This window comes from Flavobacterium aquiphilum (genome assembly GCF_027111335.1).
GTDB lineage: Bacteria > Bacteroidota > Bacteroidia > Flavobacteriales > Flavobacteriaceae > Flavobacterium > Flavobacterium aquiphilum.
The window spans coordinates 2730568-2752913 of the sequence record NZ_CP114288.1; the positions used below are offsets into that span (position 1 = coordinate 2730568).

Genomic DNA, 22346 nt, shown 5'->3' on the forward strand with positions numbered 1-22346 from the left:
TCTATTTTTTTATGCCATTTTGGTCAATTCTACTTCAAGTCTATCGAAATTCTCTTCATTTTTATCGATGACAAATCCTTTTAATTTGTTGCATTCTTCAGGTGTGTCAAAAAGCATTTTGAAAATAATTTTTATTTGATTTTCAGCAACTTCTTCAAATGTGGCAAGAACCCTGAAAAGCGGTTTGGAATGGCGTTTCCAATAAATAAGATTGGGTTTGTCGATTTTTATAAATTCGACTTCATTGGGGTAATTTCCTTTATCTGGTCCATGCATGATGAAGCTCCATCTTCCGCCCGGACGCAAATCGTATTCGTTGAAAGTATTAGTAAATCCTTTCGGTCCCCACCAATTTTTTAAATGATCCGGATCCGTCCATGCTTTGAAAGCCAACTCTATCGGGAAATTTATAGTTCTGATAGTTACAATTTCGCAATCTGGATTTGTTGAGAGAATTTCCGATGCCATTTTTTGTTAAGTGGTTTATGATTGATTATTTACTATTTCTTTTGCATGTAAACTGATTTGCCATTTACCATTGTATCAAATTGTCCTGATTTCTCATTGAAAGTTGTTTTTACATATTCTCCTTTAAAAACGACGATGACACCATATATTTTTCCATTTTTAGTGGAATCAAAATCAAATACAACTCTTTTGTTATCGGGACTGATACTTAATTTATAACTAGTAAAATCAGTATTTTTTATATCAAATTCTTGTTTAGTGTCGATTATTTTGTCATCGATATAAAAATTGATCACCTTTTCACTTAAACTAATGTCAGGATAATATTCATGTACTTTTTTAAGTAATTCATATTGCGCCACATTTGCGACTTCATTTTTTGATGTAATAGTTTGCCCTACGGAGGCTATAGAAATCATCAAACTCAATAGTAAAATGCACTTTTTCATAATGTCTTTTTTAATGTAGTTAATAACTGATTTAAAGTAGTCACTAATTTACGGATATTTTTTAATAAATACCTGTTAAACAATTAATTATGGTGTTTTTTTGCTGTTTCTAAAGATTTGAGTTTTTTAAGATACATTGTTGGTTTTAAGAGAACAGAATAAAATTTGATAAACTTATGACTCCGCTTTCGTTCGTTTCTCAGGCCTAATAATCATTCTCAACGATTGATCTTTAGAGAAATAAGCAATCATCCAATGGTAAAAAGTATTGATTCGGTTACGGTATGTTATTAAGGACATCAGGTGAATAAACAACCAAATGAACCAAGCAAAAAATCCTCTGAAATGCATTTTTGGTTTCGGTAAATCGACAACAGCTTTGTTTTTTCCAATAATCGCCATTGAACCTTTGTCATTGTATTTAAACGGTTTTAATGGTTTGTTTTGAACCATTCGTTTAAAGTTCTCAGCAAGATTTACGCCCTGCTGAATAGCAACCTGCGCCACTTGCGGATGACCATTTGGGAAATCAGGATCATTTAACTGAATAGATGTATCACCAATTGCATAGATATTGTCGGTGGCGTTTACTTTATTGAATGGATCAGTAGCCATTCGTTTGCCACGACCATAACTTTCAGCCGGAATTCCTTCAAACTCTCTTGCCGAAACTCCCGCAGCCCAAATTAAATTTTTGGTTTGAATGGTTTTTCCATCGGCAAAATAAACTGTATCGTCTTTATAATCGACAACTCGTGTGTGAAGTTTGACTATAACACCAAGTTGAGTTATTGCTTTTATGGTATCTTCTTGAGATTCCTTGCTCATTGGCGATAATAAAGCATCGCCTCCATCGACCAAATAAATATTACTAGCCGAGGTTTGTAATTCCGGATATTCTTTGAGCAAAATATTTTTGCGCATTTCGGCAAACATTCCTGAAACTTCTACTCCGGTTGGCCCGCCTCCAACAATGACTATTGTTAAATGTTTTCTGCGTTCGTGGATGTCTTTGCAAATGGTGGCTTTTTCTAGATTTTTCAATAATGCATTGCGCATTTCAATGGCATCATTGAGTGTTTTCATCGGGATGGCATTTTTCTTGACATTTTCCATTCCGAAATAACTCGTTTCGGCACCCGTTGCAAAAACCAATTTGTCGTAATGCAAATCACCATTGTTGAGCTCAATTTTGTTTTCGGAAGGAATCACTTTTTGCAATTCTCCCAAACGAAATTGCAGGTTCTTTTTTCCTGCAAAAAACTTACGGAAAGGATAACTGATGCTTGAAGGTTCTAAAAAAGCCGTAGCTACCTGATAGATTAGTGGCGGAAAGAAATTGTAATTGTTCTTGTCAACAAGCGTTACTTCAATTCCTTTGTGGTCGGTAAGTTCTTTTGCCAAATTAATTCCGGCAAAACCTCCACCTATGATTACGATGTGCATATTGAGATTTTTTGTCTATTCTCTCAAAAATACAATTTATATTACGAGCAAAAAATTAGTTTTTAAATTTTTTAACAGGCTTTTCTGTTATTTCAGATTTGTTTTGCAATATATAATTTGCCATTAATTTTTCTATCAGTTCGTCTTTGGTCAAATGATGAAAAACCGTTTTTATTTTTGATTTTAATTCGGAATCCAAATCATGATTAGGCTTGGTTTTGAAGATTTGTTTTGCCCATAAAAGCATATTGTTTTCTTCGATACTTACTGCTGACGGTTTTTTGTATTCGAAAAACTTAATTCCCAATTCTCTTTCAAAATCGGCAATTTCAGGTGCTTCTTCGGGTTGTAAAACGGTTAAAGAGAGTCCTTTTGCCCCTGCTCTGGCTGTTCTTCCGCTACGATGAACGTAGGTTTCGTAAACATCAGGCAAATGATAATTTACAACATAAGATATTTCTTTAACATCTATTCCCCTAGCGGCCAAATCGGTTGCGACCAAAATATTAATATGTCCTTCACGAAATTGCTCCATGATTCGGTCACGGATTCCTTGCGTTAGGCTTCCATGCAATGCTCCTGAAGAAAAACGGTTGATGGCTAGGTTTTTGGCAAGTTTATTGACGGCGGCTTTGGTTTTGCAAAAAATAATTCCGCGTTCTCCTTCTTTGGAATTTAGGAAATGCATTAAAACATCAAGTTTTTCAATTGGTTCCACCACGATATAATTGTGGTCAATCTCCTGATTTCCTGTTGTTTCCATATTTGCACTTACCTGAATTACATTTTTGTTCAAGTAATTCTGGACTAACTGTTTAATCGTTCCGGGCATAGTCGCCGAAAACAAAAAAGTCCTATAGTTTTTGGGAAATTCAGCAATGATTTCGTCCAAAGCTTCTTTTAGGATAGCAACCATTTCATCGGCTTCATCAAGCACGAAGAATTTGGTTTCTTTTAGGCTAACGGCTTTTCGTTGCAGTAAATCGATCAAACGACCCGGCGTTGCAACAACGATATGTGTTGGTGATTTTAATCGTTCAATTTGTGGTTTGATTGGGATTCCACCACAAACTGCAGCTATTGAAACTTCAGGTGAGTATTTGGCAAAACTTTCAAGATTATCAAAAATTTGTTGTCCCAATTCTCTTGTAGGCGCTAGGATTACTGCTTGTACAGCGGCAATTTTAGTGTCAATCAATTGCAATAATGGCAATCCAAAAGCAGCGGTCTTTCCCGTTCCTGTTTTGGCAAGTCCCACCATATCTGTTTTATTTGATAATAGCAACGGAATGGTTTTTTGCTGAATTTCGGTTGGGGTTACAATTCCCATTTCGGTAATTGCTTTTAGTATTTCACTTGAAATTCCTAAATCTGAGAATTGTTTTGACATAATTTTTTTGTTTTTGATTGTAAAATGCTGTTGACTGCAGAATGTTGTTTTAGCCCGGATGGAAGCGGCATCCTGTGTCCCCGGGGTTCGGGGACACAGATACAGCGTACAGCCGGATTGGCTTCTGAAAAAAAATATTAGAACGAATTAATGATCTTTAATCAAGTTCGTTCATTACTTTTTCGCGGTATTTTTTTCCGATTAACAGGGTTAATTTTTGCTTATAATCGTCCATTAGCCATTCTCTGTAGTTTTTACTGCATTGGCTAAGGCATTTTGCAAAACGCTTTACTCGGTATTCGATATCGGCTTCCAATTCTTTTGAAAGAGCCCTGGCCTCCTGCGGTAGTTCAGTATTGTCCACACACATAGCGGCGTGCTGATCGATGGATTTATCCAAAACAACTTTGGACCTTAAATTTTGTGCAATTGCTAGTTTGTGTTCTTCATCGACATCAAAATCTACATTGGGAGTTTTGCTGAATTTGGCGCGTAACTCTGCTGGCATCGAATATTTGAAATGCATTTCGATTTCGCTGTCATCACGTAGGTTTTCCAAGTAAAATTCTGGTGATTTAAAGATATGTTGCCAATTTACAGGATCGCTCCATAAACCAAAACGGGCGGCGTTATTCCCTAAATCGATAACTGTAAATTCGTCTTTACCCGGCAATTTTCGGGAGCCACGACCAATCATTTGGAAATATAGAGTCAGAGATTTTGTTGCTCTGTTCAGAATAATAGTTTCTACAGTTGGTTCGTCAAAACCGGTTGTCAAGATTCCGACAGAAGTCAAAATCGCGTCCGGAGTGTGTTTGAACCAATGTAGGATTTCTTTACGTTCCTCGTTGCTACTGGTGTTGTCAAGGTGGCGAATGGCGTAGCCTGCTTCCCTGAAAGTGTCATATACATAGAGAGACGTGTTGATTCCGTTATTGAAAATCAAGGTCTTTTTTCCCAATGATTTTTCGGTGTAGGCATGCAATAATTTTTCCTGCATAGCCATGTTGGTATATAAATCATCCGAAGATTTTACGGTATAATCTCCGTTGATACCTACTTTTAATGAAGTCAATCCAACGTCATAACTGTAGGTAATCGCTTTTGCCAAGAAACCATTGCTAATTAATGAAGCGATGGTGTCGCCCACGATTAACTCATCATAGCTTTGGTGCATTGGCAATTTTATGTTTGAACTCAAAGGAGTTGCCGTAACTCCAAGTATAAAGGCGTTTTTGAACGACTTGAGCAACTTTCTGAAAGAATTGTAGTGTGCTTCGTCAATAATCACCAAACCGATATTGTCTAAATGTAATTTTTCGTCATTGATACGGTTTTTCAAAGTCTCAACCATGGCCACAAAACATGAATAATCGTTTTGGTCCGGAAGTTCTTTTACTTTGCTGTTGATGATTTTGTTTTTTACATCAAATCCTTTAAGCATTTTTGAGGTTTGTTTGCACAACTCAATACGATGCGTTAGAACCACCACTTTTTTGTCATGTTTTGACAAATAGCGACGAACGATTTCGGAAAAAATCACAGTTTTCCCTCCACCTGTAGGCAATTGATATAATAAATGATGATTTTGAGAAGCATTGTCTATACGCTCAAAAATGGCGTCAATGTCTCCTTGTTGATAAGCGTAAAGTTCTTTCCTGACTTCGGTTTCAATTTCTAAACTCTCGTGATGCATGCTAATTTTTGGATTTTTGCAAAAATACGCCTAAAAAAGAGTTATTCGGGTAATTTTTTTTAAAAAAATAAAAACATACTAATTAAAATCTTTTTTACTCCTCCAAAAGCTCAATAATTGATTTGAAATCAGAGGTATTCACCCATTTTTGATCAGAAGCTTCTTCACAAATGGCGAGTAATCTCTTTTTAAATTCGGCGATAATTCCGTTTGAAATGATAAAATTTTTGGCTTGTTCGAATGAATTGAACATGCTTTTATAGAATAATTCCTGTTTTACGGGATTTTCTGCCGAGAAAGTTTGGGCAATTTCGATGTTATAAAGCATCACATCGGCAATTATAAATGGATCTACTCCCAAAAGAATAAAATGCTTGATGTATTTTTGGGCAACTGACCGTCTCATTTTTGGCTTTTTCCTTTTGCTTTTGTTTTGCAACGGAAAATATTCTTGGGAAATTTTGAGTTTGCATTCTTGCAAAAGGGTTTCCTCCTTCGGATTGAAAACAAAATTGTAATATACTTTTACGGGACTGAACTTTTCATACAATTCAAGGATTTGTTCCTCCAATTGTTCTTTTGTAAGTTCATTCAAATATTTTTTTAGATCACGTTTACTCATTCTCAAAATTTAAGAGTACAAAAGTAATTTACTTTGAAATAGAATATGCCAATAATGGATGTTATTACTTAATTTTGCCACTCAATAATTGAAAAACAACTACAAATGCTTAAAATTTTCAAGGTTACTGCCATTTTGGAGGGGATCTCTTATTTGGTTTTATTTTCGAATATGCTTTTTATTAAACCAACAAATTTAGAACTTTACAAGACATTACTTTATCCTATCGGGATGAGTCATGGTGTTCTGTTTATTGGTTATGTTATTTTAGCTTTCTTGTTGAAGAATGCCCAAAATTGGAATATCAAAGATTTCGGATTTATATTGGCAGCTTCTTTATTGCCGTTCGGGACTTTTTACATGGAGAAAAAATATTTGAAAGTAGCTTAATCACGCCTTAAATACTCAAGCCGTTGTGCTGTGGTTAACTTTTTGACGTTAAATATTCGTTTGTTTGACGATTGTAAAGATGCACTGCAGTGCATCTCTACGGTTTAAATCTAATTCTTTGTCAGGTTTGCAGTTAATCTCAATTAATAAATATCAAAATGGACAAACTGGTACATTCAATTTTTAGTTTCCTCTACCCTATTTTCAGACATTGGGGAATGAGTAGGACTTTATCGACTTATACGAGTTTGGTACTCAATACAATTTTGCTCTGTTTTTTAGCTTATGCTTTGTATGCGATTTCCCGATTCATATTGGTGACGCTTATGGCTATTGTTGCCCAAAGAACGAAAACTAGATTTGATGATTTGTTGGTGAACAATAAAACAGCAAAGTACATTTCGTATTTGGTTCCGCTATTTTTTGTTTTCAAGTCGGTTCCGGTGATTTTGGATAAGTTTGAATATTGGGAAGACCTTTTCGGTAAAGCTGTTGCTACTTATATTGTTTTGCTGATTTTATGGATTATCAGAACCATTTTCAATTCGCTTCGTGATTATTTGAAATTAATTCCGAGGTACAGTGATAAACCAATTGACAGTTTCATTCAGGTTATCATGATTGTGCTCTGGATGCTTGGAATTGCACTGATTATTTCGAAAGTATTTGATATTGATCAAAAGGAAATGTTGACTATTTTGGGAGCTGTTTCGGCAGTAATTATCTTGGTTTTCAGGGATACTATTTTGGGTTTTGTGGCAAGTGTACAGGTAGCGATAAACGATATGGTGCGAATTGGAGACTGGATTACAATGGATCGTTATGGCGCTGATGGAGATGTTATCGAAATTAATTTGGCTACAGTAAAAGTTCGAAATTTTGACAATACTACAACCACAATTCCAACGTATAGTTTGAGTTCGGACTCTTTTCAAAACTGGAGGGGAATGCTTAATTCAAACGGAAGGAGAATTAAACGACACATTATCATAAAATCAAACAGTATCCGGTTTCTTGAAGACCACGAACTTGCCGATTTAAAGAAAATTGAACTTTTGAGTGGTTATATTGACACCCGAAAAAAAGAAATTGATAATTACAATCTCGGTCATAAAGTCGATAAAAGTTTGGCTATAAATGGAAGAAACCTCACTAATTTAGGATTGTTCCGAAAATATATTATCCAATACTTACAGCAATATCCGGGCTTAAATAGTGATATGACGATGGTTTGTCGTCAACTGCAATCAACGCCTTTTGGTGTTCCGCTTGAAGTTTATACTTTTTCAAAAGACAAGCGTTTTGAGAATTACGAATACATCATGGCCGATATATTTGATCATATCATTGCATCAGTTCCGTATTTTGGTTTGGAAATTTTTTCGACGCCTTCTGATAAGCCAAAAGCTAACGAATAGCTATTAAAAAAGTCACTTTAATTTTTTAATCAAAGTGGCTTTTTTTATTCAGACAATCTGTCTTTTACAAATTCAATTTCGGTTTTTCCGTGAGCTTTTGGTTTTCCGTCTACTCCTAAGTTTACCATCACAGTTTCGTCAATTGTAATAATGGTTTCTCTGGTCATCATATTTCGCGCTTCACATTTTAAGATTAACGAAGTATGCCCAAATTTCACCACATCGATTCCAATTTCAACTATATCTCCTTGTCTTGCAGAGCTCCTAAAATTAATCTCCGACATGTGTTTGGTTACAATTCTTGGGTTTTCTAATTGTACAATAGAGTATAGAGCCAATTCTTCGTCTAACCAAGCCAACAATTTACCTCCAAACAAAGAACCATTCGGATTTAAGTCTTCAGGTTTTACCCATTTTCTTGTATGAAATCGCATAATTTTTTATTTTATTCTGCGAAAATAAGACTTAATTAACTATTTTTAAAGAAAAAAAAGATGGATCAAAGAGATAAATTAATCAAGGAACTTCGCGGAGAATCATTGGGAGAATTAAATGTTCAGTCACTTTCAGAGGAGTTGTTTCAAAATGAGGTTATTAGACCAATTTTAAAATTACAGAACGATTTGTTTATCGCTTCTTTTCTAAATTACATCAGTAAATACAAAAGGGATTTTTATACAAAATCGGTTGAAAGCAAATTGGCTATTATTGAAAATGCCATCCAAAAAGACATCAAATTCCGAAACGCCCTAAAAGGGATGATTATAGCATTGTTTACCACCGACGAATATGCGCTTTATATTCAAAATTCTTCTAATCTCAACAAAAGAATGATGAATTTGCTGATTGAAAGACTTAAGGGACAGGTTCAGTTATTTGAAAATAATAATTAAATAAATGAAAAAAGTTATAGTTGCTGCATTTTTATTCACTTTAGGACAAGGCATTCATGCACAAAAGGGCTTCAAACCATTGTTTGACGGAAAAACTACTGTAGGTTGGCATTCTTACGGAAAAACTTCGGCTGGTGCGGGATGGAAAGTTGAAAAAGGTGTTTTGCATTTTGATCCCGAAGCGGCCAAAAATGGTCAGGGAGGCGATTTAGTGACTAATGCCGAATATGAAAATTTTCATCTAAAACTGGATTGGAAAGTGGCGCCAAATGCCAACAGTGGTATTATTTTTTATGTGAATGAGAATCCTGAAAAATATAAAAACACCTACGATACCGGTTTAGAAATGCAGGTTCTGGACAATGAAGGACACCATGATGGAAAAATTGAAAAGCATCGTTCGGGAGATTTATACGATTTGATTAAAAGTAAATCGGAGCCAGTAAAAGCCGTTGGAGAATGGAATACTGCTGAAATCATTAGTAAAAAAGGAAAACTAACCTTGATCTTGAACGCTGTTATCGTTGTTGAAACAACTCTTTGGGATGATAATTTTAAGAAATTGATTGCTGGAAGCAAATTTGCAACCTGGCCTGGTTTTGGAACTTTCAAAAAAGGAAAAATTGCCTTGCAAGATCACGGCAATGAAGTTTGGTATCGCAACATTATGATTAAAAAAGAATAAATTTGAACTCAGTTAAAATTGGATTTATCCTTAAACAAAATAGCCTCTTCGAAAAGAGGCTATTTTGTTTTGTGAATTTCAGAATAAACTTATTGTTTTGATACTTCCCTAGCTAAAACATAAAAATCTTTGTTGATCTCTAGTTTATCGATTTTTGATTCATTAGTAAGTTCGTTCCAGTCTGCTTTTGGTTTTAGCAAAACTTCTTTGCCGTTAAGGGAGACTTTTACAGGCATTTCAAAACCCGAAACAATATTTGTCCAACGATATTTCAAAATATTATCTTGAATTGTATATTCTAAAGTTGGTATTCGGATGTCTCTCAAATATTGATTGAAAAACGTATTCAAATCCATTCCAATTTGTTGGCTTAAATAATCTTCAATCTGCTTGGTTGTTACCGTCTGATGGTAAAAAGTACTGTTTAAACCTCTCAGGATATTTCTCCATTTTGCATCATCATTCACCAATTGGCGTAAAGTATTCAGCATATTGGCACCTTTGTAATACATGTCTCCTGAACCTTCATTGTTCACATCATAATGTCCAATGATTGGTTTATCGTTCTGAATATTTTTTCTAATACCACGAACGTATTCAAGTCCTGCTTCTTTTCCGTAATAATACTCCAGAAAAAGACTTTCAGAATAACAAGTGAAACTTTCGTGAATCCACATGTCGGCAATGTCTTTGTAGGTAATATTGTTGGCAAACCATTCGTGTCCGGATTCGTGAATAATGATAAAATCAAATTTCAGTCCCCAGCCTGTTCCGCTCAAATCACGACCGAGATAACCATTTTTATAACCGTTTCCGTAAGTCACACAACTTTGGTGCTCCATACCTAAATAAGGGGTTTCGACCAATTTATAGCTGTCTTCATAAAATGGATAAGGTCCGAACCAATGCTCGAAAGCTTTTAGCATTTTTGGAACCTGCTTGAATTGTTCTTTGGCTTTGGCCAAATTATCCTTCAGTACATAATAAGTACAATTCAAATCGCCTTTTTCTCCTTTGTATTTCTCCGAAAAAGTAACGTAATCTCCAATATTGATGTTTACGCCATAGTTGTTTATTGGATTTTTTACGACCCAAGTATAAGTATTAGTTCCGTCTTTGAGATCTTTTACACTCTGAATACGACCATTGGAAACATCGGTTAATTTTCCGGGAACATTCACGCTGATTTTCATTCCGTCAACCTCATCATACATATGGTCTTTGTTGGGCCACCAAACGCTAGCACCTAATCCTTGGCAGGAAGAAGCTATGAAATTGTTTCCGTTTTTATCTTTTTTCCAGGTAATTCCACCATCCCAAGGTGGTCTAACAGCAATCTTTGGTTTACCGTGATAAAATATTTTGATTTCTTTCGTTGCTCCAATATTTTGAGAACTAGCCAATGTTATAAAATAAGCATTACCCTCTCTTTTGAATTTTTGCTCCACTCCATCTTGAATGATTTTGCTAATTTCCATCGGATTTTGCAAATCAATTTGCATTACGCCATAAGGCTGTAAAACTTTATATTGAATCGTGTTAGAACCTGTAATTGTGCTGTCTGCGGGGTTGACTTTTATGTCCAGATCATAATATTTCAAATCCCACCATGATCTTTCTTTGGTAATACTTCCTCTAAGGGAATCTTGTCGGGTAAATTGAGTTTCCGACTTGTTCAGTAGTCCTTGTGCCTGAATTCCATTAGAAACTAAAAAAGAAATCAATAGAAGGTTAAGATTTTTTTTCATGGATTTGGTAATTTTTTACCAAAACTACATACTTTTTTTGAGTTTTTCACAAATAAAAAACAAACCCAATAGCAAAATTAATTGCCATTGGGTTTAATTATTTTTTATGCTGTAATAAAAAAATCAGTGATAATCTGTTTCATCCGTTTTATCGGCGTGCCATTCTTATTTTTGGCGGCTTTTCAAAACGTTGACAATATCATTCAATTGATAACCTTTTGCTTGTAGTAAAATCAAATAATGAAATAACAAATCAGCACTCTCGTTCAAGAATAAATCATCGTTGTTGTCTTTGGCTTCAATTACTACTTCTACCGCTTCTTCCCCTACTTTTTGGGCAATTTTGTTGATTCCTTTTTCAAATAAAGAAGCTACATAGCTTTTCTCTGAATCGGCATTTTCTCTTCGGGTTTTGATGGTTTTTTCCAAAGCCGAAATAAAACCATATTCTTGTTCATTAGGCTCTTGCCAGCAGGTATCTGCTCCCGTGTGGCATGTTGGTCCAACAGGTTTTGCCTGAATCAAAAGTGTGTCTCCATCACAATCGTTTTTAATGCTAACCAAATTCAAGAAGTTACCGCTTTCCTCACCTTTTGTCCAAAGTCTTTGTTTGGAACGGCTAAAGAAAGTTACTTTTTGTGTTTCTATTGTTTTTTGAAGCGATTCTTCGTTCATATACCCCAACATCAGGACATTTTTGGTTTCTGAATCCTGAATTATTGCCGGAATTAACCCGTGTGCACTTTTGATATCTATGTTCATATTTATTTTTTTTGAAGAAAAAAGAAAAAAGAGAATAGAATATAGACAAAAAGTTTGATAAAATAACGTTCACTTCGTAGTCTATTTTCTTTATTCTATTATCTATATTCTAACTTCTATATTGTTGTTTTTAAGTTCTTTTTTTAATTCTTTGATTTCGATTTCTTTGAAGTGAAATACACTTGCCGCCAAAGCTGCGTCTGCTTTTCCATCGATAAAAGTATCAGTGAAATGCTGCATATTTCCAGCACCTCCAGAAGCGATTATTGGAATATTTACCAATTGCGATAATTTTGCCAAAGCTTCATTGGCAAAACCGTTTTTGGTTCCGTCGTGATCCATCGAAGTAAAAAGGATTTCTCCTGCCCCTCTTTGTTCCACTTCTTTTGCCCAATCGAATAATTTGATTTCTGTCGGAACTTTTCCTCCTACCAAATGCACGATCCATTCACCGTCAATTTGCTTCGCATCAATTGCAACTACTACACATTGACTTCCGAATTTTTGCGCCAAATCATTAATCAACTGTGGATTTTTCACTGCCGATGAATTGATGGAAACTTTGTCTGCTCCGTTTTGCAAAAGCACTTCAACGTCACTCACTGCTGAAATTCCACCACCCACCGTAAACGGAATGTTGATAGTTGCAGCTACTTTTCGAACCAAATCAACCAGAGTTCTTCTTCGTTCCTCAGTTGCCGAAATATCCAGAAAAACCAATTCATCAGCTCCTTCATCCGAATAGATTTTTGCCAATTCCACAGGATCACCAGCATCACGCAAATCTACGAAATTAACGCCTTTTACGGTTCTTCCGTTTTTTATATCTAAACAAGGAATTATTCTTTTTGTTAACATTATTTAAAGTTTGAGATTAGAGGTTAGAATTTAGAAATTCATGACCTTTAAAAAAATTACTTCAATTTACTTTTTGCCGTATTAATTGAAGCTACTATTATTGCAACCAATTCATTAGCTTCTTTGCATAATCTTATCATTTCATTTTTTACGTTTTGATCTTCTAAATCATATAATTCCAATAAAAGTTCAATAAAAAAATGGCTTTCATCAGCTTCCTCTTCAACTATTTTTAATTTGTTGATGAAGTCTGCTGTTGATTTTCCTCTTTGTGATGCTCTGTAATTAGCCCCAACAGAACTTGAACATCTTATCAATTGATTTACATAGGCATTATACTCTCGTGAATGAGGAAAATTTCTGCAAAGCTTTCCACAATCTATAGCGAATTTTTTAGTTCTTGCTTTTAAATCCTGCATAATTTGAAGTTAGAGATTAGAGGTTCGAAATACGAAATTAAAATTAATTTAGAAATTAGAAAAAAATGATTTTCGATTCCAACCACTTCTAACCTCTGATTTCATACCTCTAACTTTTTTTTTACTTCTAACCTCTGACTTCTTATTTCTAACCTTGAATTATATAGCTTTCCAATTGTTTCAACGAAATTCTGCCTTCGTAAATGGCTTTACCAATGATGGTTCCTTCACAGCCTAATTCGGCTAGCTTAGGCAATTCATCAAAGGTAGAAATTCCACCGGAGGCGATTAATTTTACACCTTTCGCTTGATCTAAAATCTTAGCATACAAATCAAAACTTGGGCCTTCAAGCATTCCATCTTTGGCAATATCAGTGCAAATTACGTACTGAATTCCTTTCTTTTGATAATCTTGTATAAAAGGAACCAAATCTTCGTTTGAATCTTCCAGCCAACCTGAAACCGCTACTTTTTCATTAGTGGCATCGGCTCCTAAAATGATTTTATCCGAACCGTATTCTGCAATCCATTTTTCGAAAATGGGTCTGTTTTTTACGGCAATACTTCCGCCTGTGATTTGGTTGGCACCACTTTCAAAAGCGATTTTCAAATCAGAATCGGCTTTTAAACCTCCGCCAAAATCAATTTTCAATTTGGTTTGCGTGGCGATTTGTTCCAATATTTTATAATTGACAATCTTGCTTGATTTTGCACCATCCAAATCTACCAAATGCAAATATTCTATTCCGTGCGCTTCGAATGATTTTGCTACTTCCAGCGGGTTTTCGTTATATATGATTTTGGTATTGTAATCGCCTTTGGATAAGCGAACACATTTTCCTTCGATAATGTCTATTGCAGGTATTATTCTCATTGAGATTTTTGATTTTTGATTAACGATTTCTGATTTCAGATTTGATATTGAAATTGATTTTTGATATTGTCATTACCATTTATAGCTTCAGGAAATTTCCAAGGATTTGCTCGCCAACATCACCGCTTTTTTCGGGGTGAAATTGCGTTCCGTAGAAATTGTTATTTTCCAGAGCCGACGAATATTCAACGTCATAATCAGTGGTTGCAATGGTTTCTTTGCAAATAGGCGCATAAAAACTATGAACCAAATACATATATTCCTTTTCGGCCACATCTTTGAACAAATCCGATTTTAGGTTGTAAATGATATTCCACCCCATTTGAGGCACTTTTACTTTTGGCGAAAATTTAATAACATCTACATCAAAGATTCCCAAACCTTCTGTGTTTCCTTCTTCAGAACGGTTACACATCAACTGCATTCCCAAACAAATCCCCAAAACAGGCTGTTGTAGCGTCGGAATCAAAGTGTCTAATCCACTTTTTTTGAGCATCATCATGGCATAACTCGCCTCTCCCACTCCGGGAAAAATCACTTTGTCTGCCGCTTTTATTTCCTCAGGATCATTACTCAAAACGGCTTTGAATCCCAATCTCTCGATGGCAAACATAATGCTTTGGATATTTCCTGCTCCGTAATTTATGATTACTATTTTCATTTTTCTTAATTAGTATAATGCGCTATCATTTTGTTTACCAATCCTTTATCATTGAAAAACATAACTTCAATTGCCATTTTTCCCATAATAGATTTGTAATATAAAGCGACTGAATTGACGCCAGATGTAATTTCAATCAGCTCAAAATGTAAATCAGGAAATTTAGTTAAAGCCTTATTCCAATAATCTTTAACCAAGGCTTTTCCAACAAGAGAACCGCTTTCAATTCCTCCGGCCAATTTTATCATTGGAGTAGTAATTTCGATGTCTTCTGAATAATGATTTAAAATATCATCTAAATCGTGAGAATTCCAAGATTCAATCCATTCTGAAGCAAATTTTTGAGCATCCATAATTGGTAGTATTAAAGCATTCCTTTTGTTGAAGGCAAAATCATTTTCTCGGTATCACGTTTTACGGCTACTTTAATTGCTTTCGCAAAAGCTTTAAAAATAGCTTCGATTTTGTGATGTTCGTTCGTCCCCTCTGCTTTGATGTTGATATTCGCTTTTGCTCCATCAGAGAAAGATTTAAAGAAATGATAAAACATTTCCGTTGGCATTTTACCTACCATTTCGCGTTTGAATTCGGTTTCCCAAACCAGCCAGTTTCTACCACCAAAATCAATCGCTACTTGAGATAAGCAGTCGTCCATTGGCAAACAGAAGCCATAACGCTCAATTCCTAATTTGTTTCCTAAAGCTTTCGCAAAAACTTCTCCCAAAGCAATTGCTGTGTCTTCGATCGTATGGTGTTCATCAACTTCAAGGTCGCCTTTTACCAAAATCTCCAAGTCCATTTGTCCGTGGCGTGCAATTTGGTCAAGCATGTGGTCAAAAAAGGCAATTCCCGTTTCGATTTTGCTTTTTCCTGTTCCGTCCAAGTTCAGGTTGATGTAAATATCTGTCTCGTTTGTTTTTCTTGAAATCGATGCCGAACGCGCTTCTAGTTTTAAAAACTCGTAAATCACTTTCCAATCGGTAGAATGCAAGACAATGATTTCGTCTAATTCTTCTTTTTTGCTTGAGATTTCAGCGATTCCCAAATCATCTTCCGATTTCAGGAAAATAGCTTTTGCGCCTAGGTTTTTAGCCAATTCCACATCGGTAATGCGATCGCCTAAAACAAATGAGTTGGCCAAATCGTATTCAGGATTGTCAATGTATTTTTTCAACATTCCGGTTCTTGGCTTGCGTGTAGGCGCATTGTCTTCAGGGAAAGAACGATCTATAAAAATATCATCAAAAAGAACTCCTTCGTTTTCAAAAGCTCTTAAAATAAAGTTTTGTGTTGGCCAAAAAGTATCTTCCGGAAAACTATCGGTTCCCAAACCATCCTGATTGGTAACCATAACCAATTCGTAATCCATTTCTTTGGCGATTTTTGCCAAATACTGAAATGCTTTTGGGTAAAATTCCAGTTTTTCTAAACTATCTAATTGATATCCTTCCGGTTCCAATACAATCGTTCCGTCACGATCTATAAAAAGTACTTTCTTCATTTTTATTTATTTTTAGCTCACGCTAATTTAATTTCTTTCTTTTATAGGATTACTCTATTATTTTCTTTAACTATTTGTTTCATAAAATATAAATTGGCTAAGGTCATAATTAATATACTTGAAATCCAAAAATAAAATCCTTCATTGTAATTTGAAAATTGAATTTCATTTTTAAAAAAATCATAAATAACAAAAAACAAACAGAAAAACAATGATAAGGCGCTATATTTTAAAGTAATTTTATTTTTTTTAAAATTGACCCAAGACATTATTAGCATCGGATTAGCAAGCCAAGCAATTGAAATAATATTACCTTTTAAAATCCCAAACCATCCAAAAACAAAAATTTCCCACCCTTTAGTATACTCTCTGTAATTTGGAGAATGAAAAAAAACAGCCTGATTTAATGATATTAAGAAACATACTATACTTAATAGAACTATATATTTATTATTAATAGTCATTTAATAAAATTTTCTTCATTTTTTAAGCTTTTAATGCTTCAATTAATTTTTTATTTTCTTCTTCGGTTCCAATAGTCAGACGTAAGGTGTTTTCACATAACGGTTGTGTTGTCCTATTACGGATAACGATTCCTTTGGCGATCAAATCATCGTATCTTTTATTCGCGTCATCCACTTTTATCAAGATAAAATTAGCCTCAGTCGGATAGATTTTTTCAACATATTTTATGTCAAGTAAAACTTTAAGTAATTCTTCTCTTTGCTCAATAATAGAAGCTATTTCGTGTTTTATTGCGTTGGTATCATCCAGTCGTGCTAAAGCTCTTTTTTGCGTCAGTTCATTGACGTTATAAGGAGGTTTTATTTTGTTTAAAATAGCAATTATTTCTTTTGAAGCATAGCAAATTCCCAAACGGATTCCTGCTAATCCATAAGCTTTTGACAGCGTTTGAGTGATAATCAAATTTGGGTATTGATCCATTTTTTTCAACCAGCTTTCTTTGTCTGAAAAATCTATATACGCTTCATCAATCACAATTAACTTTTTAAAATTTTCCAATAATGCAGTCACACTTTCTTCCGAAAAAGAATTTCCTGTTGGGTTATTTGGCGAACATAAAAATATAATTTTGGTGTTGTTGTCAACTGCTTGAAAAATTTTCTCAATTTGAGGTTGAAAATCGGTTGAAAGCAATACTTCTCTATTCTCAACCGCATTGATATTTGCCAAAACACCATACATTCCGTAAGTGGGCGGTAAAGAGATTACATTATCCACTTTTGGTTCGCAAAAAGCTCTGAAAATCAAATCCAACACTTCGTCACTGCCGTTTCCTAAAAGCATTTGGTCTTGACTTACACCGTGTTGTTTTGCTAAAATACTTTTTACAGAAGCCTGTTGTGGGTCGGGATAACGGTTTACTCCGCTATTGTACGGATTTTCATTGGCATCCAAAAAAACCATATCGGCGGTATCAAAATCCTCAAATTCATCCCTTGCAGACGAATAAGGCTTTAAAACTTTAACGTTATCACGTGTTATTGTATTTATATCGAAAGTCATTTTTTATATTTTTTAAAAAGAAAATAGATGATAGAGTATAGAAAATAGACTTTTTTGCTTGTGGTTAATTCTTTGTTTTAAAGTCTTTATTCTGAAATCTATGCTCTTTATTCTATTTTCTTAAAATTCTATTTTTTATTTAATCGCAATGTTACGGCATTTTTATGCGCTTGCAATCCCTCGGCTTCAGCCATTATTTCAATCGCTTTTCCAATGTTTTGAATACCTTTTTCGGATATTTTTTGGAAAGTCATCGATTTGGTAAAACTATCAAGGTTTACACCGCTGTAATTTTTGGCATAACCATTTGTTGGCAAGGTATGATTCGTTCCTGATGCGTAATCTCCTGCACTTTCCGGAGTGTAGTTTCCGATGAAAACAGAACCTGCGTTGGCAATATTATCTACATAGAAAGCTTCGTCTTTGGTACAAATGATAAAATGTTCAGGGCCGTATTCATTGATTAATTCTAAAGCGATGGCATCATTTTCAACAAAAATCAATTTGGAATTGGCGATAGCTTTTTCTGCGATAGCTTTTCGAGGTAAAGCATCCATTTGTGATTGGATTTCTTTTTCAACCTCATCGATCAATGTTTTTGAAGTCGAAACCAAAATTACCTGACTGTCAGTTCCATGCTCGGCTTGAGAAAGTAAGTCGGATGCAACGAATGCAGGAACGGCACTATCATCGGCAACAATCAACAATTCTGAAGGCCCCGCCGGCATATCAATTGCAACACCGAATTGAGTAGCTAATTGTTTGGCAACAGTCACAAATTGGTTTCCTGGGCCAAATATTTTATACACTTTTGGAATACTAACAGTACCAAAAGTCATTCCGGCAATAGCTTGAATTCCTCCCACTTTCAGAATTTTGGTCACACCGCATAAGTAAGCAGCGTATAAAATGGCTGGATTGATGTTTCCATTTTTGTCCGGAGGCGAACATAATACAATTTCGCTGCAACCTGCAAGATTAGCCGGTACCGCAAGCATTAACACTGTAGAAAACAAAGGAGCAGTTCCGCCGGGAATGTATAAACCAATTTTTTGGATTGGTCTTTTTTCCTGCCAACAGCTTACACCTTCAATTGTTTCAACAGTTACGCGATTTGTTTTTTGTGCAGCGTGGAATTTTTCAATATTTGATTTTGCCAATTGAATGGCTTCTTTCAATTCTTTGGAAATAGTTGCAATTGCCGTGGCTATTTCGGTTTGTGAAACTTCCAAATCAGGAACAGAAACCCCATCGAAAAGAGAAGTATATTTTGCTACTGCAAAATCCCCTTTGGATTGTACTTCCTTGAAAATCCCTTTTACGGTTGCTTCAATGTCATCAACTGTTTTAGTTGGCCTTTCTAAAATTGATGACCAGGTTTCTGGTTTTGGGTTATATATTTTGTTCATTTTATTAAAGATTTTGATTGTAATGATTTCTAATTTATAACTTCTGAAATCAAACTTTACAATACCATTTTTTCAATAGGACACACTAAAATTCCCTCAGCTCCGGCCTCTTTCAGTTTGTCGATTACTTCCCAAAAAGTATCCTTGTCAATTACAGAGTGTACACTGCTCCATCCTTCCTGAGCTAGAGGCAAAACAGTTAAACTTCTTAAAACGGGAAGAATTTTTCCAACCGCATCAATTTTATCATTTGGAACGTTCATCAAAATATATCTTGATTTACGGGCTCTTAAAACTGATTCGATTCGGAATTTTAAAGTATCAATCAATTTTTGATTTTCTTCACTTATTTTTGGGGAAACAGCCAAAACTGCTTCACTTTTAAGGATAACTTCAACTTCTTTCAGGTTGTTTTTAAACAAAGTACTACCACTGGATACAATATCTACAATAGCATCTGCAAGACCAATATTTGGCGCAATTTCAACCGATCCCGAAATTTGGTGAATATCAACCGTCATTCCATTCGAAGCGAAATAATTCACAACTGTATTAGGATAAGAAGTGGCGATACGCAATCCGTCCAAATCTTTTAACGAATTGTATTCAAAAGTTTTTGGAACGGCTACGGACACTTTGCATTTAGAAAATCCTAATTTTTGTGCTACTTCGATTCCTTTACCTTTTTCAACCAAAAGATTATCTCCAACAATCGCAGCATCTACAACACCATCAATTAAATATTGTGGAATGTCCGAATTTCTAAGGAATAAAACTTCCAAAGGAAAATTAGTAGCTTCGGCTTTCAATTGGTCGTTCCCATTGTCTATGGAAATACCACAATCTTTTAGAATTTGAATGCTGTCTTCGTTTAAACGTCCCGATTTTTGGATTGCAATTTTAAGTGTACTCATTTGTTGTTTTTTAGTTTGTAGTTTAAATTAATGTTTGAGTACAAAGAATTAGGTAATAAAAAACCCGTTTGATGTACTCAAACGGGTTTAGATTATTGTGAATTACACGCATACCATTAACACATCGCTTGAGAGCAATAATGAGAATGATGATGATGCAATTGAATTGATAACATAACTTTAAAAAATTAGATAACTCTTTGTTTCTTTTGCAAAGATAGAGGATAAATTAATTACAATCCAATTTTTATTTTAACGTTTCACTAATTATTTGTTAAATTAAAAAACGTATTAATTGTTAGAAAGCGAATTGATTTCAGGTGAAATTTTGAACTTAAAATATGAAACACCCACCAAAACTGCTTTTTATGCAGTTGTTAATGGGTGTTCAACCAACCTTAAAATAATTATTAATAATCTACTAATTTAGAACAGCTTCCAAAGTAGGTCCAGCTGCAACTAAACGTTTTCCTTCATCAGTATCGGTATATTGTTCGAAATTTTGAATGTAACGTGCAGATAGGTCTTTTGCTTTGCGTTCCCATTCTTCTTCGTTTTTATAAGTATCTCTTGGGTCTAAGATTCCAGCGCTTACATTTGGCAATTTTGTTGGAACTGTCAAATTCAAGAATGGAATTGTTTTAGTTTCCGCAGTTTCGATTTCACCACTGATGATTGCATCGATGATAGCTCTTGTGTTTTTAAGAGAGATTCTTTTTCCAGTACCGTTCCAACCTGTGTTTACCAAGTAAGCTTTAGCTCCGTGTTCTTTCATTTTTCCAATCAATGTTTTAGAATACATAGTTGGGTGCAATGTTAAGAAAGCTTCACCAAATGCAGGAGAGAATGATGGAAGCGGTTCAGTGATTCCTCTTTCTGTACCAGCTAATTTTGAAGTGTATCCGCATAAGAAGTGGTATTGTGCTTGATCCTCGTCTAAGATTGATACCGGAGGCAATACTCCAAATGCATCGGCAGAAAGATAAATGATTTTGCTCGCGTGTCCTGCTTTGGACGGCAACACTATTTTATTGATATGGTAAATTGGATATGAAACTCTTGAGTTTTCAGTGATTGAGTGATCGGAGTAGTCGATTTCACCGTATTCGTCAACAATTACATTTTCTAATAAGGCATCTCTTTTGATAGCTCTCCAGATGTCTGGTTCGTTTTCTTCAGATAAATCAATTACTTTAGCATAACAACCTCCTTCATAGTTGAACACGCCGTGGTCATCCCATCCATGCTCGTCATCACCAATCAAGAATCTTTTTGGATCGGCAGAAAGTGTAGTTTTTCCAGTTCCTGAAAGTCCGAAGAATACTGCAACATCTCCTTTTTCACCTACGTTAGCAGAACAGTGCATGGAAGCCATTCCTTTTAGAGGCAAATAATAGTTCATCATGGAGAACATTCCTTTTTTCATTTCACCACCATACCAAGTTCCTCCAATAAGCTGAATTCTTTCAGTAAGATTGAAAACCACAAAGTTTTCTGAGTTTAATCCTTGTTCTCTCCAGTTTGGATTTACAGTTTTGGAACCGTTCATTACAATGAAATCAGGTTGTCCAAAGTTTTCCAATTCGTAATTTGAAGGGCGGATGAACATATTGGTTACAAAATGTGCTTGCCAAGCCACTTCCATTACAAAACGAACTTTAAGTCTTGTGTCAGGATTTGTTCCGCAAAATGCATCAACTACGTATAATTTTGGAGAAGTAGAAAGTTGTTTTAGAACTAATCCTTTTAAATCATCATAAATAGCTTGGCTTGTTGGAAAGTTTACTTTGTCATCCCAGTAGATGGTATCTCTTGTAACTGTATCTTTTACGATATATCTGTCTTTTGGTGAACGACCAGTGAAAACTCCAGTTTTTACAGCTACTGCACCTGTATCTGTCAAAGCCCCTTTTTCATATCCTTTTCTTTTATTAGAAACTTCGGCTTGGAATAATTCTTCGTAGGAAGGGTTATATACAACTTCATGGTACCCTGTGATTCCTAAATTGTGCAATTCCTGAATAATTTTGATGTTTTTCATGATTTTTTTTGTTTATGTGTTTTTTTGTGTTTTTTCTACTTCAAAAGTACTTTAACAAATAAAAAAAAAAGCTGATTTTTATCATGTTTGCAAGAAAAGTTGCGCAAACGTTTTCGTCTTTTTTCCTTGTTTTACAAGGGTTTGCAGGATTCCTTTATCTTTAAATGAATTGGCT

At 34.9% G+C, this 22346-nt stretch carries 24 protein-coding genes; 4 read left to right on the plus strand and 20 right to left on the minus strand.

Annotation, left to right across the window (positions count from 1 at the left end; genetic code table 11):
* Nucleotides 1-9: 9 nt before the first annotated feature.
* From OZP12_RS11290 to OZP12_RS11315, 6 genes are all read right to left on the minus strand, one after another.
* A complete protein-coding gene (locus tag OZP12_RS11290; protein ID WP_281225091.1) occupies nt 10-468 on the minus strand; it encodes an SRPBCC family protein in 459 nt (152 codons plus the stop codon).
* 32 nt (nt 469-500) lie between these two features.
* The gene (locus tag OZP12_RS11295; protein ID WP_281225092.1) at nt 501-917 is read right to left on the minus strand and encodes a hypothetical protein; all 417 of its coding nucleotides are present in this window, start codon (nt 915-917) and stop codon (nt 501-503) included.
* Between the two features lie 174 nt (nt 918-1091).
* Nucleotides 1092-2363, minus strand: coding sequence for an NAD(P)/FAD-dependent oxidoreductase (locus OZP12_RS11300; RefSeq protein WP_281225093.1), 1272 nt, complete (start codon nt 2361-2363; stop codon nt 1092-1094).
* Between the two features lie 55 nt (nt 2364-2418).
* Nucleotides 2419-3753: a DEAD/DEAH box helicase gene (locus tag OZP12_RS11305; RefSeq protein ID WP_281225094.1), complete on the minus strand. Its 1335-nt coding sequence runs from the start codon at nt 3751-3753 to the stop codon at nt 2419-2421.
* A gap of 157 nt (nt 3754-3910) precedes the next feature.
* Nucleotides 3911-5449: a DEAD/DEAH box helicase gene (locus OZP12_RS11310; RefSeq protein WP_281225095.1), complete on the minus strand. Its 1539-nt coding sequence runs from the start codon at nt 5447-5449 to the stop codon at nt 3911-3913.
* 94 nt (nt 5450-5543) lie between these two features.
* Nucleotides 5544-6071: a DUF6155 family protein gene (locus OZP12_RS11315; protein ID WP_281225096.1), complete on the minus strand. Its 528-nt coding sequence runs from the start codon at nt 6069-6071 to the stop codon at nt 5544-5546.
* Between the two features lie 105 nt (nt 6072-6176).
* Between OZP12_RS11315 and OZP12_RS11320 the strand changes: the two genes are divergently transcribed.
* Nucleotides 6177-6461 carry a DUF3817 domain-containing protein gene (locus tag OZP12_RS11320; RefSeq protein ID WP_281225097.1) on the plus strand — a complete coding sequence of 95 codons (285 nt, stop codon included), beginning with the start codon at nt 6177-6179 and terminating at the stop codon, nt 6459-6461.
* A 158-nt stretch (nt 6462-6619) separates the two neighbouring features.
* A complete protein-coding gene (locus OZP12_RS11325) occupies nt 6620-7879 on the plus strand; it encodes a mechanosensitive ion channel family protein (RefSeq protein ID WP_281225098.1) in 1260 nt (419 codons plus the stop codon).
* A 44-nt stretch (nt 7880-7923) separates the two neighbouring features.
* On the opposite strand, the gene OZP12_RS11330 is transcribed toward OZP12_RS11325, so the two are convergent.
* Nucleotides 7924-8313: an acyl-CoA thioesterase gene (locus OZP12_RS11330; RefSeq protein ID WP_281225099.1), complete on the minus strand. Its 390-nt coding sequence runs from the start codon at nt 8311-8313 to the stop codon at nt 7924-7926.
* Nucleotides 8314-8373: 60 nt separating this feature from the next.
* Here OZP12_RS11330 and OZP12_RS11335 point away from each other — a divergent pair, with 60 nt between their 5' ends.
* Both OZP12_RS11335 and OZP12_RS11340 read left to right on the plus strand, forming a co-directional pair.
* On the plus strand, nt 8374-8772 hold the full coding sequence (locus tag OZP12_RS11335) for a glyoxalase (protein WP_281225100.1): 399 nt from the start codon (nt 8374-8376) through the stop codon (nt 8770-8772).
* A gap of 4 nt (nt 8773-8776) precedes the next feature.
* Nucleotides 8777-9457 carry a 3-keto-disaccharide hydrolase gene (locus OZP12_RS11340; protein WP_281225101.1) on the plus strand — a complete coding sequence of 227 codons (681 nt, stop codon included), beginning with the start codon at nt 8777-8779 and terminating at the stop codon, nt 9455-9457.
* An 89-nt stretch (nt 9458-9546) separates the two neighbouring features.
* On the opposite strand, the gene OZP12_RS11345 is transcribed toward OZP12_RS11340, so the two are convergent.
* The 13 genes from OZP12_RS11345 to pckA all read right to left on the minus strand — a co-directional run bounded on the left by OZP12_RS11345 (nt 9547) and on the right by pckA (nt 22171).
* The gene (locus tag OZP12_RS11345) at nt 9547-11205 is read right to left on the minus strand and encodes a M1 family metallopeptidase (RefSeq protein ID WP_281225103.1); all 1659 of its coding nucleotides are present in this window, start codon (nt 11203-11205) and stop codon (nt 9547-9549) included.
* A 165-nt stretch (nt 11206-11370) separates the two neighbouring features.
* The gene (hisIE, locus tag OZP12_RS11350; protein WP_281225104.1) at nt 11371-11967 is read right to left on the minus strand and encodes a bifunctional phosphoribosyl-AMP cyclohydrolase/phosphoribosyl-ATP diphosphatase HisIE; all 597 of its coding nucleotides are present in this window, start codon (nt 11965-11967) and stop codon (nt 11371-11373) included.
* Nucleotides 11968-12069: 102 nt separating this feature from the next.
* The gene (hisF, locus tag OZP12_RS11355; RefSeq protein ID WP_281225105.1) at nt 12070-12825 is read right to left on the minus strand and encodes an imidazole glycerol phosphate synthase subunit HisF; all 756 of its coding nucleotides are present in this window, start codon (nt 12823-12825) and stop codon (nt 12070-12072) included.
* A gap of 56 nt (nt 12826-12881) precedes the next feature.
* Nucleotides 12882-13244 (minus strand): four helix bundle protein, encoded by a 363-nt coding sequence (locus tag OZP12_RS11360; RefSeq protein WP_281225106.1) that lies wholly within the window; start codon nt 13242-13244, stop codon nt 12882-12884.
* A gap of 148 nt (nt 13245-13392) precedes the next feature.
* Entirely contained in the window at nt 13393-14118 is a 726-nt protein-coding gene (hisA, locus tag OZP12_RS11365; RefSeq protein WP_281225107.1) for a 1-(5-phosphoribosyl)-5-[(5-phosphoribosylamino)methylideneamino]imidazole-4-carboxamide isomerase, read from the minus strand.
* A 79-nt stretch (nt 14119-14197) separates the two neighbouring features.
* Nucleotides 14198-14779: an imidazole glycerol phosphate synthase subunit HisH gene (gene hisH, locus OZP12_RS11370; protein ID WP_281225108.1), complete on the minus strand. Its 582-nt coding sequence runs from the start codon at nt 14777-14779 to the stop codon at nt 14198-14200.
* Nucleotides 14780-14784: 5 nt separating this feature from the next.
* Complete coding sequence (locus OZP12_RS11375) at nt 14785-15132, minus strand: nuclear transport factor 2 family protein (RefSeq protein WP_281225109.1); 348 nt, start codon at nt 15130-15132, stop codon at nt 14785-14787.
* A gap of 11 nt (nt 15133-15143) precedes the next feature.
* On the minus strand, nt 15144-16280 hold the full coding sequence (gene hisB, locus OZP12_RS11380) for a bifunctional histidinol-phosphatase/imidazoleglycerol-phosphate dehydratase HisB (RefSeq protein WP_194641765.1): 1137 nt from the start codon (nt 16278-16280) through the stop codon (nt 15144-15146).
* A gap of 41 nt (nt 16281-16321) precedes the next feature.
* Nucleotides 16322-16744, minus strand: a complete 423-nt coding sequence (locus OZP12_RS11385) for a hypothetical protein (protein ID WP_281225110.1) — start codon at nt 16742-16744, stop codon at nt 16322-16324.
* Between the two features lie 22 nt (nt 16745-16766).
* Nucleotides 16767-17807 carry a histidinol-phosphate transaminase gene (hisC, locus tag OZP12_RS11390; RefSeq protein ID WP_281225112.1) on the minus strand — a complete coding sequence of 347 codons (1041 nt, stop codon included), beginning with the start codon at nt 17805-17807 and terminating at the stop codon, nt 16767-16769.
* 128 nt (nt 17808-17935) lie between these two features.
* Nucleotides 17936-19216, minus strand: coding sequence for a histidinol dehydrogenase (gene hisD, locus OZP12_RS11395; protein WP_281225113.1), 1281 nt, complete (start codon nt 19214-19216; stop codon nt 17936-17938).
* 56 nt (nt 19217-19272) lie between these two features.
* Nucleotides 19273-20130, minus strand: a complete 858-nt coding sequence (gene hisG, locus OZP12_RS11400; protein ID WP_281225114.1) for an ATP phosphoribosyltransferase — start codon at nt 20128-20130, stop codon at nt 19273-19275.
* A 421-nt stretch (nt 20131-20551) separates the two neighbouring features.
* Nucleotides 20552-22171: a phosphoenolpyruvate carboxykinase (ATP) gene (pckA, locus tag OZP12_RS11405; protein ID WP_281225115.1), complete on the minus strand. Its 1620-nt coding sequence runs from the start codon at nt 22169-22171 to the stop codon at nt 20552-20554.
* Nucleotides 22172-22346: the final 175 nt, after the last annotated feature.

Excerpts from the sequence above, each read along its gene's own strand:
- OZP12_RS11295 (WP_281225092.1), bottom strand. The coding sequence starts at position 917 with ATGAAAAAGTGCATTTTACTATTGAGTTTGATGATTTCTATAGCCTCC.
- pckA (WP_281225115.1), bottom strand. The coding sequence starts at position 22,171 with ATGAAAAACATCAAAATTATTCAGGAATTGCACAATTTAGGAATCACA.
- hisIE (WP_281225104.1), bottom strand. The coding sequence starts at position 11,967 with ATGAACATAGATATCAAAAGTGCACACGGGTTAATTCCGGCAATAATT.
- OZP12_RS11300 (WP_281225093.1), bottom strand. The coding sequence starts at position 2,363 with ATGCACATCGTAATCATAGGTGGAGGTTTTGCCGGAATTAATTTGGCA.
- OZP12_RS11310 (WP_281225095.1), bottom strand. The coding sequence starts at position 5,449 with ATGCATCACGAGAGTTTAGAAATTGAAACCGAAGTCAGGAAAGAACTT.
- OZP12_RS11375 (WP_281225109.1), bottom strand. The coding sequence starts at position 15,132 with ATGGATGCTCAAAAATTTGCTTCAGAATGGATTGAATCTTGGAATTCT.
- OZP12_RS11290 (WP_281225091.1), bottom strand. The coding sequence starts at position 468 with ATGGCATCGGAAATTCTCTCAACAAATCCAGATTGCGAAATTGTAACT.
- hisG (WP_281225114.1), bottom strand. The coding sequence starts at position 20,130 with ATGAGTACACTTAAAATTGCAATCCAAAAATCGGGACGTTTAAACGAA.
- OZP12_RS11385 (WP_281225110.1), bottom strand. The coding sequence starts at position 16,744 with ATGACTATTAATAATAAATATATAGTTCTATTAAGTATAGTATGTTTC.
- OZP12_RS11325 (WP_281225098.1), top strand. The coding sequence starts at position 6,620 with ATGGACAAACTGGTACATTCAATTTTTAGTTTCCTCTACCCTATTTTC.
- OZP12_RS11345 (WP_281225103.1), bottom strand. The coding sequence starts at position 11,205 with ATGAAAAAAAATCTTAACCTTCTATTGATTTCTTTTTTAGTTTCTAAT.
- OZP12_RS11335 (WP_281225100.1), top strand. The coding sequence starts at position 8,374 with ATGGATCAAAGAGATAAATTAATCAAGGAACTTCGCGGAGAATCATTG.
- OZP12_RS11315 (WP_281225096.1), bottom strand. The coding sequence starts at position 6,071 with ATGAGTAAACGTGATCTAAAAAAATATTTGAATGAACTTACAAAAGAA.
- OZP12_RS11340 (WP_281225101.1), top strand. The coding sequence starts at position 8,777 with ATGAAAAAAGTTATAGTTGCTGCATTTTTATTCACTTTAGGACAAGGC.
- OZP12_RS11320 (WP_281225097.1), top strand. The coding sequence starts at position 6,177 with ATGCTTAAAATTTTCAAGGTTACTGCCATTTTGGAGGGGATCTCTTAT.
- OZP12_RS11330 (WP_281225099.1), bottom strand. The coding sequence starts at position 8,313 with ATGCGATTTCATACAAGAAAATGGGTAAAACCTGAAGACTTAAATCCG.
- hisH (WP_281225108.1), bottom strand. The coding sequence starts at position 14,779 with ATGAAAATAGTAATCATAAATTACGGAGCAGGAAATATCCAAAGCATT.
- hisF (WP_281225105.1), bottom strand. The coding sequence starts at position 12,825 with ATGTTAACAAAAAGAATAATTCCTTGTTTAGATATAAAAAACGGAAGA.
- hisA (WP_281225107.1), bottom strand. The coding sequence starts at position 14,118 with ATGAGAATAATACCTGCAATAGACATTATCGAAGGAAAATGTGTTCGC.
- hisC (WP_281225112.1), bottom strand. The coding sequence starts at position 17,807 with ATGACTTTCGATATAAATACAATAACACGTGATAACGTTAAAGTTTTA.
- OZP12_RS11305 (WP_281225094.1), bottom strand. The coding sequence starts at position 3,753 with ATGTCAAAACAATTCTCAGATTTAGGAATTTCAAGTGAAATACTAAAA.
- hisB (WP_194641765.1), bottom strand. The coding sequence starts at position 16,280 with ATGAAGAAAGTACTTTTTATAGATCGTGACGGAACGATTGTATTGGAA.
- OZP12_RS11360 (WP_281225106.1), bottom strand. The coding sequence starts at position 13,244 with ATGCAGGATTTAAAAGCAAGAACTAAAAAATTCGCTATAGATTGTGGA.
- hisD (WP_281225113.1), bottom strand. The coding sequence starts at position 19,216 with ATGAACAAAATATATAACCCAAAACCAGAAACCTGGTCATCAATTTTA.